The sequence below is a fragment of the Serratia inhibens genome (assembly GCF_003591175.1).
GTDB lineage: Bacteria > Pseudomonadota > Gammaproteobacteria > Enterobacterales > Enterobacteriaceae > Serratia > Serratia inhibens.
In genome coordinates this window covers 64,092-78,413 of the sequence record NZ_QYYG01000003.1, presented here as the reverse complement: position 1 = coordinate 78,413, position 14,322 = coordinate 64,092, and the positions used below count along the sequence as shown (strand labels likewise).

Sequence of the window (14,322 nt, the reverse complement as noted above, 5' to 3'; positions counted from 1 at the left end):
CAATTGGAGACGGGTCGTTCTATTAAGAATCAATGAGATAGCTAAAATATTGTTTTTACTCGTTATCATTGTCGCTGAACGGCGACGGTTTTTGGGTTAAATAATGAGCTATTTTTTATTTGTTATTGATTTTTAAGTTTATTTTAAGGTTGGCACAGCTGTTGCAATAATCCTTGTGTGACAGTAATCGTTTTAGCGTGAATCTTTGATCGTATAGAAATCGTGAAGTATTTACTGAGTGGGCCGCATCATGGCGGCTGAAGGATCCGCAATCATTTGGATCCGCAACCAAAGGAAGAGATCGATGAAAAATACCAAATTTGCACAATCACTGATGGCTGTTGTTTTGGGTTCCGTACTGGTTAGTGGCAGCGCGCTGGCTGAAGATACGCTGCTCAATAAAGCGTCAAGTGCCGCTGATAGCGCGGGTGCCAAAATCGATAGCTCCATGAAAAAAGTTGACGGTTACATGGATGACAGCGCAACAACGGCTAAAGTTAAAGGTGCGCTGGTCGACGATAAAACCATCAAAAGCACCGACATCTCGGTGAAAACGGAAAAAGGCACCGTGACCCTGAGCGGTTTTGTCGGCAGCCAGGCGCAGGCCGAGCACGCGGTCGAAGTGGCCGGTAAGGTGGAAGGCGTGAAATCCGTCAGCGACAAGCTGCACGTGAAAGATGAAGCCAAACAGTCGATGAAGGCTTACGCCGGTGACACCGCAACCACCAGCGAACTGAAAGCCAAACTGCTGGCCGATGACATCGTGCCTTCGCGCAACGTGAAAGTAGAGACCACCGACGGTGTGGTGCAGCTTTCCGGCGAAGTGAAAACCCAGGCGCAGGCTGAACGCGCAGAGAGTATCGCCAAGGCTATCGACGGCGTGAAAAGCGTCAAGAACGACCTGGTCGTTAAGCCATAATTCTTAGTACGCGTAACAACAAGCACGAGATCCCGGGTTGGCCGTGAGGTCAACCCGGGATGTACCACCAAAAAAAGAAATTAACCCGCAGCCTGAGGATGTCCGAAAAAGACGCAGGCTGTGATGATTTTTTTCACTATGGTAAGGAGAGGCTTATGTTTCGTTGGGGCATTATCTTTTTAGTCATTGCATTGATTGCTGCGGCATTGGGTTTTGGGACGCTGGCGGGTACCGCCGCCTGGGCCGCAAAAATCGTCTTTGTCGTGGGGATTATCCTGTTCCTGGTCAGCCTGTTTACCGGCCGCCGGCGCCCGTAGCTTCCCTCAAAGTGTAACAAAGCTTGATTCCTTTTCTTGCAGTAGGGAGGTGCGTCATGAACAGCGACATCATCCTCGGACGCTGGAAACAGCTGAGGGGGCAGGTATGTCAGGCCGTGGCGGAATGGTCCGGCAGTGACTGCATTTGGCTGATGGGCAGCAATGACTGCCTCTCTGGCGTACTGCAAGAGGATTACGGAAGAGAGCAAGACGAGGTATCCTCGGAAAAAACGTCTCACTGAGGATACTGGGTTGGGATACAGAATACCCATCACGCTCGGCAATATAGAACCGCTGGCGTATAAGCCGTACCGACCCGGTAAAATGGCGTTGGTATGTGAAGGGGGCGGGCAGCGCGGCATTTTTACCGCCGGTGTGCTGGACGAGTTTCAGCGTGCCCGCTTTAACCCTTTTGACCTGATGATCGGCACTTCTGCCGGCGCGCAAAACCTCTCGGCCTTTATTTGCGGCCAGATGGGCTATGCACGACGGGTCATCACCCGCTATACCACCACCGCTGACTTCTTTAACCCGCTGCGCTTTGTGCGCGGTGGGCACCTGATTGACCTCGACTGGCTGGTCGACACGACCTCGCAACACTTGCCGTTGGCGATGGACGTGGCCGAAAAGCACCTGGTCGATGGCCGTGAATTCCTGATGTGCGCCTGCCGCAGCGATGACTTCGAACCGACTTACCTGCCGGCGCAACGTGCCAGTTGGCTGCCGGCGATCAAAGCTTCCAGCGCCATCCCCGGCTTTTACCGCATGGGCGTAGAGCTGGACGGCGTCAGCTATCAGGACGGCGGAATCAGTGATGCTATCCCCGTTGAAGAGGCCTACCGCCGCGGCGCCGATACTATTGTGGTCATTCGTACCGTGCCTTCTCAGATGTATTACACGCCGCAGTGGATGAAACGCATGGAGCACTGGCTGAGCGAAAGCAGCCTGCAGCAGATGGTGCGCATCCTGCAACACCATGAGCAAAGCTATCACCGCATCCAGCAGTTTATTGAGAAACCGCCGGGCAAGCTGCGCATCTTTGAGATTTTCCCGCCAAAACCGCTGGCCAGCAGTGCGTTGGGCAGCCGCGTGACCTCGCTGAATCAGGATTATCATCTGGGTCGCCGCTGTGGGCGCTACTTCCTGGCGACCGTTGGCCACTGGCTGATGCAGCAAGAGGAACTGGACGGCATAAAAGTGAAAAAAGCGCTGTCGCGCCGTTTGCTCCAGCCGGAGAATGTCAGGATGCCATCACCGATCATAACCGATGTCAATCATCCGCAAGGCCTTGCGGCGCAACCGGAAGCCAGCCTGATCGCGCCGAAAATTATCCTGCCGGGCGATGTGCCACCGGGCGAGGGGGGCGGGTTGTGAGTTACGACTTTACCGACACCCACTGTCATTTCGATTTTCCGCCTTTCAGCGACCATGAGAGCGAGAGCCTGGCACTGGCCGAACAAGCGGGTGTGCGGCGAATTATCGTGCCGACGGTGACTGCCGATCGTTTTGCGCGGGTGTTGAAGCTGGCGCGCGATCATCAGCCACTGTATGCCGCGTTGGGGTTGCATCCGCTGTACATTGCCCAGCATCAGGAGCCGCAGCTTGAACAGTTGGCCGGGTTTCTGGCCAGCCGGCCGCCGAAGCTGGTGGCGGTTGGGGAGATAGGGCTCGATCTGTACATGGAAAACCCGCAGTTCGAGCGCCAGCAGCGGTTGTTGATTGCCCAGCTGAAGCTGGCAAAACAGCATGATTTGCCGGTGATCCTGCATTCTCGCCGTTCGCACGATCAACTGGCCGCCGCGCTGCGCCGCGTGCCATTGCCGCGCCGTGGCGTAGTCCATGGCTTTGCCGGCAGCCTGTCGCAGGCGCAGGCATTTATTCGCCTGGGCTATTACATTGGCGTCGGCGGCACCATCAGTTATGAGCGAGCGCAGAAAACCCGCGGCGTGATGGCCCGGTTGCCGCTGACCTCCCTGCTGCTGGAAACCGATGCGCCGGACATGCCGCTGGCCGGTTACCAGGGGCAACCGAACCGCCCTGAACGTGCCGCAGAGGTGTTCCAGATATTGTGCCAGCTGCGCCCGGAATCCCCGGATGACATTGCCGCCCACCTGCAACACAACACCCACGCTTTGTTTAGTCTTTGAACGATAAAATCATTTATAACGTGACCTCCGTCACGTTATAAGATTTTCATTTGCTTCCTGTTGTATACATTTGTGACATAAATCGGTGCGGGGGGGGCCCCGCTCCGTATAATCGCACCCCGAAATCACTTTTCTGCGGACCTCTCGTTTCTACCGGGTAGGGATGCATTTCTTTTTCGCAACAGGGATACTTTGCATGCAACTCATCATGAGCCTGGTAGGAATGGCGGCACTGATCGCCATAGCCGTGCTGCTCTCCAGCAACCGACGCGCCATTAAATTGCGTACCGTTGTCTGGGCATTCATCATTCAGGTGGCCATTGGCGCGCTGGTGCTGTACGTGCCGGTAGGCCGCAGTATTCTCGGCGGCATGTCGGCCGGCGTGGCTAACGTGATCGCCTACGGTAACCAGGGGATTTCGTTTATCTTCGGCGGGCTGGTTTCCGACAAGATGTTTGAGGTGTTCGGTGGCGGCGGTTTCGTTTTCGCTCTGCGCGTGCTGCCGGTGATCGTGTTCTTCTCTTCGTTGATTGCCGTGCTGTATTACCTCGGCATCATGCAACTGGTGATCCGCGTATTGGGCGGCGGCTTGCACAAATTGTTGGGCACCTCGCGCACCGAATCGCTGTCGGCGACCGCCAATATCTTCGTTGGCCAGACCGAAGCTCCGCTGGTGGTGCGTCCTTATATTGCCACCATGACCCAGTCAGAACTTTTCGCCGTCATGTGCGGTGGCCTGGCCTCGGTGGCCGGTTCGGTGCTGGCCGGCTATGCCCAGATGGGCGTACCGCTGGAATACCTGATTGCCGCGTCGTTTATGGCCGCGCCGGGCGGGCTGCTGTTCGCCAAGCTGATGGTGCCGGAAACCGAGAAAACCCAGGATAAAGACGATGCGACAAAACTGATCGCCGAAGATGACCGCCCGGCCAACGTGATCGATGCGGCGGCGTCCGGCGCGGCATCCGGCATGCAGCTGGCGTTGAACGTCGGCGCCATGTTGCTGGCGTTTATCGCGCTGATCGCCTTGCTGAACGGCATCCTTGGCGGAATCGGCGGCTGGTTTGACTACCCGCAGCTGTCGCTGGAGCTGATGCTCGGTTGGGTCTTCTCACCGATCGCCTTCCTGATCGGCGTGCCGTGGCATGAGGCGATGACCGCCGGCTCGTTTATCGGCCAGAAGATTATCGTCAACGAATTTGTCGCTTACATGAACTTCGGCGCCTATTTGCGCCCGGACGACGTGGTGGCGGCGGAAGGGTTGCAGGTGTTGTCGACGCATACCAAGGCGATCATCTCTTTTGCGCTGTGCGGCTTTGCCAACCTGTCTTCGGTGGCGATCCTGCTCGGCGGCCTGGGCAGCATGGCACCGAACCGTCGTCACGATATCGCGCGCTTCGGCCTGAAGGCGGTCGCGGCCGGCACGCTCTCCAACCTGATGAGCGCCACCATCGCCGGGTTCTTTTTGGCGCTGTAAGCCAGGCAAGGTTCCGCAATGGTGCGCCAGGCCCTATTGCAGGACACCGCCTATACTCTAAGACGGGCACGCGATGTCGTGCCCGTTGTCTGCATCCGTTTCTTTAGCGAATTTGTGAACGATATCGCGTTATTTTGTGATTCTCTTCACATATAATTCCGGCCTGTTACAGTGTTATTTCATATAGTGTGACTCTGAGCGCGAATTGCCCCGGGCGATCGTGTTCAAATAGCTATTACTGACCCTGCACGATATGCAGGGCCAAGTGCGGTGAGAAGGATCTCAGTTGCCGCCGTGGGAACCCGTTCCCCGGCGCTATCTTCAAGGAACCAAGTCCGCTCGCCAACACCCAGGTTCGCAGTTGGAGAGTTTTATGACCGAATTAACCGCAGCAGCGCAACGTGCGCTGGCCCTAATGGATTTAACCACGCTGAACGATGACGACACCGATGAAAAAGTGATCGCGCTGTGTCGTCAGGCCAACAGCCCGGCCGGCCATACGGCGGCCATCTGCATTTATCCGCGCTTTATTCCGGTGGCGCGCAAGGCCCTGCGTGAGCAAGGGACACCGGACATCCGCATCGCGACCGTCACCAACTTTCCGCATGGCAACGACGATATCGACATCGCGCTGGCGGAAACCCGTGCGGCTATCGCCTATGGTGCCGACGAAGTCGACGTGGTGTTCCCTTACCGCGCGTTGATCGCCGGTAATGAGCAGGTCGGTTTTGAGCTGGTGAAGCAGTGCAAGCAAGCCTGCCGGGCGGCCAACGTGCTGCTGAAAGTGATTATTGAAACCGGTGAATTGAAGCAGGCCAATCTGATCCGTAAAGCGTCGGAAATTGCCATTAACGCCGGTGCCGATTTTATCAAAACCTCTACCGGTAAAGTGCCGGTCAACGCCACGCTGGAAAGCGCAGAGTTGATGATGTCGACGATCCGCGATCTGGGCGTCGCCAAAACGGTGGGCTTCAAACCGGCCGGCGGCGTGCGCACGGCGGAAGACGCACTGCATTATCTGCAACTTGCCGATCGTATTCTGGGTGAAGGCTGGGCCGACGCGCGTCATTTCCGTTTCGGCGCCTCCAGCCTGTTAGCCAGCCTGCTGACGACGCTGGGTCACAGCACAGCAGCGCCCGGCAGCGGATACTGATCGATAACGTCGGCAAGGCGCGACGCAGCGCCTGCCCGCACCCTACATTAGCTCAATCAGGGGGATGCTTTGTTCCTGGCACAAGAAATTATTCGTAAAAAACGTGACGGTCAGCCGTTGAGTGAGGCGGAAATCCGCTTTTTCATCAATGGGATCCGTGACAATGTGGTTTCCGAAGGTCAGATCGCCGCGCTGGCGATGACCATTTATTTCCACGACATGACCATGCCGGAGCGCGTGGCGCTCACCATGGCGATGCGTGATTCCGGCACCGTACTGGATTGGAAAAGCCTGTCGCTGAATGGGCCGTTGGTCGACAAGCACTCCACCGGCGGCGTGGGCGATGTCACTTCGCTGATGCTCGGCCCGATGGTGGCGGCCTGCGGCGGCTACGTGCCGATGATTTCTGGCCGTGGTTTGGGCCATACCGGCGGCACGCTGGACAAGCTGGAGGCGATCCCGGGCTTTAACATTTTCCCGGACGACAACGCCTTCCGCAAAATTATTCAGGACGTTGGCGTGGCGATTATCGGCCAGACCAGCTCGCTGGCACCGGCGGACAAGCGTTTCTACGCCACCCGCGATATTACCGCCACCGTAGATTCCATTCCGCTGATTACCGCCTCCATTCTGGCGAAGAAGCTGGCGGAAGGGCTGGATGCGCTGGTGATGGACGTTAAAGTCGGCTCCGGCGCCTTTATGCCGACCTATGCGCTGTCGGCCGATCTGGCGCAGGCGATCGTTGGCGTGGCCAACGGCGCAGGGTGTAAAACCACCGCACTGCTGACCGACATGAATCAGGTACTGGCCTCCAGCGCCGGCAATGCGGTGGAAGTGCGCGAAGCGGTGCGCTTCCTGACCGGCGAATATCGCAACCCGCGCCTGCTGGAAGTGACGATGGCGCTGTGTGTGGAGATGCTGCTTTCCGGCGGCCTGGCGAAAGACGACGCCGATGCGCGCGCCAAGCTGCAGGCTGTGCTGGACAATGGCAAAGCGGCAGAAGTGTTTGGCCGCATGGTGGCGGCGCAACAGGGCCCGACCGATTTCGTCGAGCGCTACGACAGCTATCTGCCGGCCGCGACCCTCAGCAAGCCGGTTTACGCCGAAAAACAGGGCATTATCAGCGCGATGGACACCCGTGCGCTGGGCATGGCGGTGGTATCGCTGGGCGGCGGTCGTCGCCGCGCGACCGACAGTATCGATTACAGCGTCGGCCTGACCGGCATGGCGCGCCTGGGCGATAAAGTGGATACCCAGCAGCCGCTGGCGGTGATCCACGCCAACGACGAAGAGAGTTGGCAGCAGGCGGCCGAAGCGGTACGCAGCGCTATGGTGCTGAGCGACAAGGCGCCGGAAGCGACGCCAGTGATTTACAAGCGCATCACTAAAGAGTGATTCCCTTCGTCTTTCAAGCTGTAGCGTTGTTGGCTGCACGCGCGCACCCCAGTCACTTACTTGAGTAAGCTCCTGGGGATACACGCGCTAGCCGCCTAGCTACAACTCGAAATCCATTGGGTATAAATTTAGAGAATTAAGGGCGATTGCAGTTTTGCAGCCGCAATAGCGTGAGAACACGCAGGAGAGCACAGATGAAACGCACATTTATTATGGTATTGGACTCATTCGGCATCGGCGCAAGCGAAGATGCCGAGCGTTTTGGCGACAAGGGTTCCGATACTCTGGGCCACATTGCCGAGGTTTGCGCGCGCGGTGAAGCCAACGTTGGCCGTCAGGGCCCGCTGACCTTGCCTAACCTGAGCCGTCTGGGCCTGGGTAAAGCGGCGGAAGAATCCACCGGCACCTTCCCGCAGGGGCTGGACAGCAATGCGGATATCATCGGTGCCTACGCTTATGCGAGCGAACTGTCTTCCGGTAAAGATACGCCGTCAGGCCACTGGGAAATCGCCGGCGTACCGGTATTGTTCGATTGGGGTTATTTCAGCGACGAGCACAACAGCTTCCCGCAGGAACTGCTGGACAAGCTGGTCGAGCGCGCCAATTTGCCGGGTTACCTCGGTAACTGCCACTCCTCCGGCACCGTGATCCTCGATCAACTCGGCGAAGAGCACATGAAAACCGGCAAGCCGATTTTCTATACCTCCGCCGATTCGGTGTTCCAGATTGCCTGTCACGAAGAGACCTTCGGCCTGGACCGTCTGTATGAGCTGTGTGAAATCGCCCGCGAAGAATTGACCGAAGGCGGTTACAACATTGGCCGCGTGATCGCGCGTCCGTTCCTCGGCGACAAGCCGGGCGAGTTCCAGCGTACCGGCAACCGTCACGATTTGGCGGTAGAGCCGCCGGCACCTACCGTGCTGAAAAAACTGGTGGACGAGAAGGGCGGTGAAGTGGTGTCGATCGGTAAAATTGCCGATATCTACGCTAACGTCGGCATCACCAAAAAGGTGAAGGCCACCGGCATCGACGCGCTGTTTGACGCGACCCTGGTCGAAATGGAAAAGGCCGGTGACAACACCATAGTGTTCACCAACTTTGTTGATTTTGACTCTTCTTACGGTCACCGCCGCGACGTGGCGGGTTATGCCGCCGCGCTGGAGCTGTTTGACCGCCGCCTGCCGGAGCTGTTGAAACGGGTGAAAGATGAAGACATCATTATCTTCACCGCCGACCACGGCTGCGACCCGACCTGGCCGGGCACCGATCACACCCGTGAGCACATTCCGGTATTGGTTTACGGCCCGAAAGTGAAACCGGGCTCGCTGGGCCACCGTGAGACCTTTGCCGACATCGGCCAGACCGTTGCCAGTTACTTTGGCGTGTCGCCGATGGATTACGGTAAATCCATGTTCTAAGCCCCGTCTTTCAAGCCGCAGCGTTGTTAGCGGCAGTTCGACGTCCAAAGGCTTATACGTTTAACGTTTTTATTTAATACGATTTGAAGGAAGACAATTATGGCTACGCCGCACATTAATGCTGAAATGGGTGATTTCGCTGACGTAGTACTGATGCCGGGCGATCCGCTGCGTGCAAAATACATTGCGGAAACCTTCCTGGAAGGCGCGGTGGAAGTGAACAACGTGCGTGGCATGCTGGGCTTCACCGGGACCTACAAAGGCCGCAAAATCTCCGTAATGGGCCACGGTATGGGTATCCCGTCCTGCTCCATTTATGCGCGTGAACTGATTGCCGAGTTCGGCGTGAAAAAAATCATCCGCGTGGGCTCTTGCGGCGCAGTGCGCGACGATATCAAACTGCGTGACGTAGTGATCGGCATGGGTGCCTGCACCGATTCCAAAGTGAACCGTATGCGTTTTAAAGATCATGACTATGCGGCGATTGCCGACTTTGACATGGTGCGCAACGCGGTAGACGCTGCCGCGGCGCAAGGTATCCCGGCGCGCGTGGGTAACATCTTCTCCGCCGATCTGTTCTACACGCCGGATCCGGACATGTTCCAGGTGATGAAGAAGTACGGCATCCTGGGCGTGGAAATGGAAGCGGCCGGCATCTACGGCGTAGCGGCTGAGCTGTATGAAGAGTTCGGCTGCAAGGCGTTGACCATCTGTACCGTTTCCGACCACATTCTGCGTCACGAAGCCACCACCGCCGCAGAGCGCCAAACCACTTTTAACGAGATGATCGTTATCGCGCTGGAATCCGTGCTGCTGGGCGACAAAGAGTAATCCTACTGCGGGCGCAGCATCCTGCTGCGCCTCTGCACCAATCTATTCATCCTCCGCAAGGATTCTCTTCGAATGCTTTACCGTACAGGTAGTTGGCGCCAGTAATCTATTCACCGATCTATTCATGCCGAGCAAGTTATGTGCCTGGCTTAAGGCTGTTTCGCTTCTTCTTTATCCTGCGGCTTGTCATCGTCGTCGTCTTCCACCGTATTGCCTTCTTCCAGCGGCGTATTGGCCGTCAGCAGATACGGCGATTGCTGCCAACGGCTGCGACGATGTTGCAGCAGGGTACGCGCCAGAATAATGCCGATGGCCAGCGCCAGCAGGATCATCAGGCGCAGCAGGTTGGTGGTGTTATCCACCTGTTTGGACTCGGTCGCCAACACGTGGGTGTCCAGCGTAATGCGGATAAAGCCTATCGGGCCGTCTTTACCCTGAATGGATTCCACCAACTGGTGATTGAAATAGCTGCCGGCGCGTTTGCCGTCAAGCGACAGGCGATCGCGTATACTGATCTGTTCACCGGCGTGGGAAACCAGCGTGCCGTCCAACTGATAGACGCTGGCGTCCAGAATGCGGCTGTGGTCGGTAAGCTGTTTGAGGATGGCATCTACGCGTTGGTTGTCGACGTCGCTGTCGTCATCGAGCAGGGGCGCCAGGCTGGAGGCCACCTGTTTGGTCAGCGTTTGCGCCAGTTCTTCCACCTGTTCGGATCGCGCCAACTGGTGACTCAGGCTAAAATAGGACGCGCCCTGCATCAATAGCACCAGCAAAGCCAGGCAAATCAGGATAATAGCGGTGCGGTGCAGGCGGAATTTCAGTTTAGCGCGAGCCATTCAGGTTCCTTGGGCATCTTGGACACTTTATGTTGCCAGAACCAATGGCGATAGGATAGCTTGATGCGTCGTTTTATCATGCAGCGTTTTTTCAGGAGTTAATGATGTCGAATAGTCTGACCTATTGCGATCTCCCGGCAGAGATCTCTCAATGGCCGGGTCTTCCCCTTTCGCTGAGCGGCGACGAAGTGATGCCGCTGGATTATCGGGCGGGCCATACCGGTTGGCTATTATATGGCAGAGAGCTGGATAAAACGCGCATTACTCATTTCCAGCGCAAGCTGGGTGCGGCGATGGTGATCGTCACCGCCTGGTGCGTAGAGGACTATCAGGTTGTCCGGCTGGCGGGTACCCTGACGGCGCGCGCCAAAATACTGGCGGCGGAGAACGGGCTGGACGTAGCGCCGCTCGGCAAGATCCCCCATTTGCGCACCCCTGGGTTGCTGGTGATGGACATGGACTCCACCGCGATCGAGATTGAATGCATCGACGAAATCGCCAAGCTGGCGGGCGTGGGTGAGGAGGTGGCGGAAGTGACCGAACGCGCAATGCGCGGCGAGCTGGATTTTACCGCCAGCCTGCGTCAGCGCGTTGGCAAGCTGAAAGGTGCCGATGCCAATATCCTCAAACAGGTACGCGATGAACTGCCGCTGATGCCTGGGTTGATCAATCTGGTGCGCAAGCTGCAGGCGATGGACTGGCATGTGGCGATCGCTTCCGGCGGCTTCACTTACTATGCCGAGTATCTGCGCGACAAACTGAAGCTGGTGGCGGTGGCGGCCAACGAGCTGGGGATCCGCGACGGCAAACTGACCGGCGAAGTGCTGGGGCCGGTCGTTGATGCGCAGTTCAAGGCCGATACGCTGGTCGCGTTGGCGGAAAAGCTGGGTATTCCACCGCAGCAGACCGTGGCTATCGGCGACGGTGCCAATGATTTGAAAATGATACAGGCGGCCGGGCTGGGCATTGCCTACCACGCCAAACCGAAAGTGTATGACAAGGCGCAGGTGTCCATTCGCCATGCCGATCTGATGGGCGTGCTGTGCGTACTGACCGGCAGCCTGAAACACGAAGTTCGCTAAAAATATTGAGTAAGAGGTAATACGTGGCAAAAGCGGCAAAACGGGCGTTTGTATGTAATGAGTGCGGCGCAGATTATCCGCGCTGGCAGGGGCAGTGCAGCGCTTGTCACGCCTGGAACAGCATTACAGAAGTTCGTCTGGCTGCGGTGTCCTCTTCTTCTCGCTCCGAGCGTTTAAGCGGCTATGCCGGCGATGCCGGCATCAGCAAGGTGCAAAAACTCTCGGACATCAGCCTGGACGAGTTGCCGCGTTTTTCCACCGGCTTTCTTGAGTTTGACCGCGTACTGGGCGGCGGCGTGGTGCCGGGCAGCGCGATCCTGATCGGCGGCAACCCCGGTGCCGGTAAAAGTACTCTGCTGTTGCAGGTGCTGTGCAAGCTGTCCGAGCAGATGAAAACCCTGTACGTCACCGGCGAGGAATCGTTGCAACAGGTGGCGATGCGCGCTCACCGCCTTGGGTTGCCGACCGGCGGCCTGAACATGCTGTCGGAAACCAGTATCGAGCAAATCTGCCTGATCGCCGAACAAGAGCAGCCGAAGCTGATGGTGATCGACTCGATCCAGGTGATGCACATGGCGGATATTCAGTCTTCGCCGGGCAGCGTGGCGCAGGTGCGGGAAACTGCCGCCTACCTGACGCGCTTTGCCAAAACGCGCGGCGTGGCGATTGTCATGGTCGGCCACGTCACCAAAGACGGCTCGCTGGCCGGGCCGAAGGTGCTGGAACACTGTATCGACTGTTCGGTACTGCTGGACGGCGATGCCGATTCCCGTTTTCGCACCCTGCGCAGCCATAAAAACCGCTTCGGTGCGGTGAATGAGCTGGGGGTCTTCGCCATGACCGAGCAGGGCCTGCGTGAAGTCAGCAACCCGTCCGCCATCTTCCTCAGCCGTGGCGACGAAGTCACTTCCGGCAGTTCGGTAATGGTGGTCTGGGAAGGAACCCGGCCGCTGCTGGTTGAGATCCAGGCGCTGGTGGATCATTCGATGATGTCTAACCCGCGCCGGGTCGCGGTCGGTCTGGAGCAGAACCGGCTGGCGATCCTGCTGGCGGTGCTGCATCGCCACGGTGGGTTGCAGATGTCGGATCAGGATGTGTTTGTGAACGTGGTCGGCGGGGTGAAAGTCAGTGAAACCAGCGCCGATCTGGCGTTGCTGATGTCGCTGGTGTCGAGCCTGCGCGATCGCCCGTTGCCGAACGATCTGGTGGTGTTCGGCGAAGTGGGGTTGGCGGGGGAGATTCGCCCGGTGCCGAGTGGGCAGGAGCGCATTTCCGAGGCGGCGAAGCACGGCTTCAAGCGCGCTATCGTGCCGCACGCCAACGTACCGAAAAAGCCGCCGGCAAATATGCAGGTGTTCGGCGTGAAAAAGCTGGCGGACGCCCTGGACGTGCTGGAACAATTCTATTAATTGCCATGTGATGCGCAGAATATGCTATTTTGTTTAGCATATTAAACGGAGGGATTATGCGGCAATTCGACTACCTGAAAGCATCTATTAAGCAGAAGAGCTGTACCCTGCAGCAGGTGGCGGATGCCAGCGGCATGACCAAAGGCTACCTCAGCCAGCTGTTGAACGACAAAATCAAAAGCCCAAGCGCTCAGAAACTGGAAGCCTTGCACCGTTTTCTTGGCCTGGAATTCCCGCGCCGCGAGAAAAAGGTCGGTGTGGTGTTTGGTAAATTTTACCCACTGCACACCGGCCATATTTACCTGATTCAGCGCGCTTGCAGCCAGGTAGATGAGCTGCACGTGATTTTGTGTCACGATGAACCGCGTGACCGGGAACTGTTCGAGAACAGCTCGATGTCGCAACAGCCCACGGTCAGCGACCGTCTGCGCTGGCTGCTGCAAACCTTCAAGTACCAGAAAAACATCCATATTCATTCGTTCGACGAGCAGGGCATCGAACCCTATCCGCACGGCTGGAACGTTTGGAGCGACGGGATGAAAGCCTTCATGGAACAGAAGGGTATCGTGCCGAGCTTTATCTATTCCAGCGAAACGCAAGACGCCCCGCGTTATCGCGAGCACCTGGCAACGGAAACCATTCTGATCGATCCCGAACGCTCATTCATGAACATCAGTGGCAGCCAAATCCGTCAGGATCCGTTCCGCTATTGGGATTACATTCCGACCGAAGTGAAGCCGTTCTTCGTGCGCACCGTGGCGATCCTCGGTGGCGAGTCGAGCGGCAAATCGACGCTGGTGAACAAGCTGGCGAACATTTTTAACACCACCAGCGCCTGGGAGTATGGTCGCGACTATGTGTTCTCGCACCTGGGTGGCGATGAGATGGCGTTGCAGTATTCCGACTACGACAAGATTGCGTTAGGGCAGGCGCAGTACGTTGACTTTGCGGTGAAATACGCCAACAAAGTGGCGTTTATCGATACCGATTTTGTCACTACCCAGGCATTCTGCAAAAAGTACGAAGGGCGCGAACACCCCTTCGTGCAGGCGCTGATCGACGAGTACCGGTTTGATCTGGTGATCCTGCTGGAAAATAACACCCCGTGGGTGGCGGATGGCCTGCGCAGCCTCGGCGCGCCGACCGATCGCAAGGCGTTCCAGCATCTGTTGGAAGAGATGCTGCGCGCCAACAATATCGAGTATGCACACGTGGACTCCAGCGACTACGAGGAACGCTTCCTGCGCTGCGTCGAACTGGTAAAACAGCTGTTGGCGGCCGATGCCAGCCGGCTGGTAGGCGCCACGTCGGAATAAGCCGGAGGCGCAGCGTGCTGCGCCT

14 protein-coding genes are annotated in these 14,322 nt (G+C 57.5%); 13 read left to right on the top strand and 1 reads right to left on the bottom strand.

The annotated features are described in order from the left end of the window. Positions 1-304: 304 nt before the first annotated feature. From osmY to deoD, 10 genes are all read left to right on the top strand, one after another. The gene (gene osmY / locus D4100_RS13140; protein ID WP_006320009.1) at positions 305-919 is read left to right on the top strand and encodes a molecular chaperone OsmY; all 615 of its coding nucleotides are present in this window, start codon (positions 305-307) and stop codon (positions 917-919) included. 155 nt (positions 920-1,074) lie between these two features. Continuing rightward, positions 1,075-1,236 carry a DUF1328 domain-containing protein gene (locus D4100_RS13135; protein ID WP_004955572.1) on the top strand — a complete coding sequence of 54 codons (162 nt, stop codon included), beginning with the start codon at positions 1,075-1,077 and terminating at the stop codon, positions 1,234-1,236. A gap of 56 nt (positions 1,237-1,292) precedes the next feature. Next, positions 1,293-1,478: a CsbD family protein gene (locus tag D4100_RS13130; protein WP_006320012.1), complete on the top strand. Its 186-nt coding sequence runs from the start codon at positions 1,293-1,295 to the stop codon at positions 1,476-1,478. A gap of 10 nt (positions 1,479-1,488) precedes the next feature. Then, positions 1,489-2,610: a patatin-like phospholipase family protein gene (locus D4100_RS13125; protein ID WP_043912744.1), complete on the top strand. Its 1,122-nt coding sequence runs from the start codon at positions 1,489-1,491 to the stop codon at positions 2,608-2,610. Continuing rightward, entirely contained in the window at positions 2,607-3,383 is a 777-nt protein-coding gene (locus D4100_RS13120; RefSeq protein WP_006320016.1) for a metal-dependent hydrolase, read from the top strand. Before D4100_RS13125 ends, D4100_RS13120 begins: the two co-directional genes overlap by 4 nt. A gap of 208 nt (positions 3,384-3,591) precedes the next feature. Then, complete coding sequence (locus D4100_RS13115) at positions 3,592-4,857, top strand: NupC/NupG family nucleoside CNT transporter (protein WP_199685694.1); 1,266 nt, start codon at positions 3,592-3,594, stop codon at positions 4,855-4,857. 373 nt (positions 4,858-5,230) lie between these two features. After that, positions 5,231-6,010 carry a deoxyribose-phosphate aldolase gene (deoC, locus tag D4100_RS13110; RefSeq protein ID WP_119804532.1) on the top strand — a complete coding sequence of 260 codons (780 nt, stop codon included), beginning with the start codon at positions 5,231-5,233 and terminating at the stop codon, positions 6,008-6,010. A gap of 69 nt (positions 6,011-6,079) precedes the next feature. Further along, positions 6,080-7,405, top strand: a complete 1,326-nt coding sequence (gene deoA, locus D4100_RS13105; RefSeq protein ID WP_006320022.1) for a thymidine phosphorylase — start codon at positions 6,080-6,082, stop codon at positions 7,403-7,405. A gap of 194 nt (positions 7,406-7,599) precedes the next feature. Further along, positions 7,600-8,823 carry a phosphopentomutase gene (deoB, locus tag D4100_RS13100; RefSeq protein WP_006320024.1) on the top strand — a complete coding sequence of 408 codons (1,224 nt, stop codon included), beginning with the start codon at positions 7,600-7,602 and terminating at the stop codon, positions 8,821-8,823. Positions 8,824-8,922: 99 nt separating this feature from the next. Beyond that, positions 8,923-9,654, top strand: a complete 732-nt coding sequence (gene deoD, locus D4100_RS13095) for a purine-nucleoside phosphorylase (RefSeq protein WP_006320026.1) — start codon at positions 8,923-8,925, stop codon at positions 9,652-9,654. Positions 9,655-9,803: 149 nt separating this feature from the next. On the opposite strand, the gene D4100_RS13090 is transcribed toward deoD, so the two are convergent. Further along, positions 9,804-10,490, bottom strand: a complete 687-nt coding sequence (locus tag D4100_RS13090) for a YtjB family periplasmic protein (protein ID WP_119804531.1) — start codon at positions 10,488-10,490, stop codon at positions 9,804-9,806. Positions 10,491-10,594: 104 nt separating this feature from the next. On the opposite strand from D4100_RS13090, the gene serB reads away from it, so the two are divergent. The 3 genes from serB to nadR are packed head-to-tail and all read left to right on the top strand — an operon-like array spanning position 10,595 to position 14,297. Beyond that, positions 10,595-11,572 (top strand): phosphoserine phosphatase, encoded by a 978-nt coding sequence (gene serB, locus D4100_RS13085; protein ID WP_006320032.1) that lies wholly within the window; start codon positions 10,595-10,597, stop codon positions 11,570-11,572. 23 nt (positions 11,573-11,595) lie between these two features. Further along, entirely contained in the window at positions 11,596-12,981 is a 1,386-nt protein-coding gene (radA, locus tag D4100_RS13080; protein WP_006320034.1) for a DNA repair protein RadA, read from the top strand. A 56-nt stretch (positions 12,982-13,037) separates the two neighbouring features. After that, complete coding sequence (gene nadR / locus D4100_RS13075; protein ID WP_006320036.1) at positions 13,038-14,297, top strand: multifunctional transcriptional regulator/nicotinamide-nucleotide adenylyltransferase/ribosylnicotinamide kinase NadR; 1,260 nt, start codon at positions 13,038-13,040, stop codon at positions 14,295-14,297. Positions 14,298-14,322 lie beyond the last annotated feature (25 nt).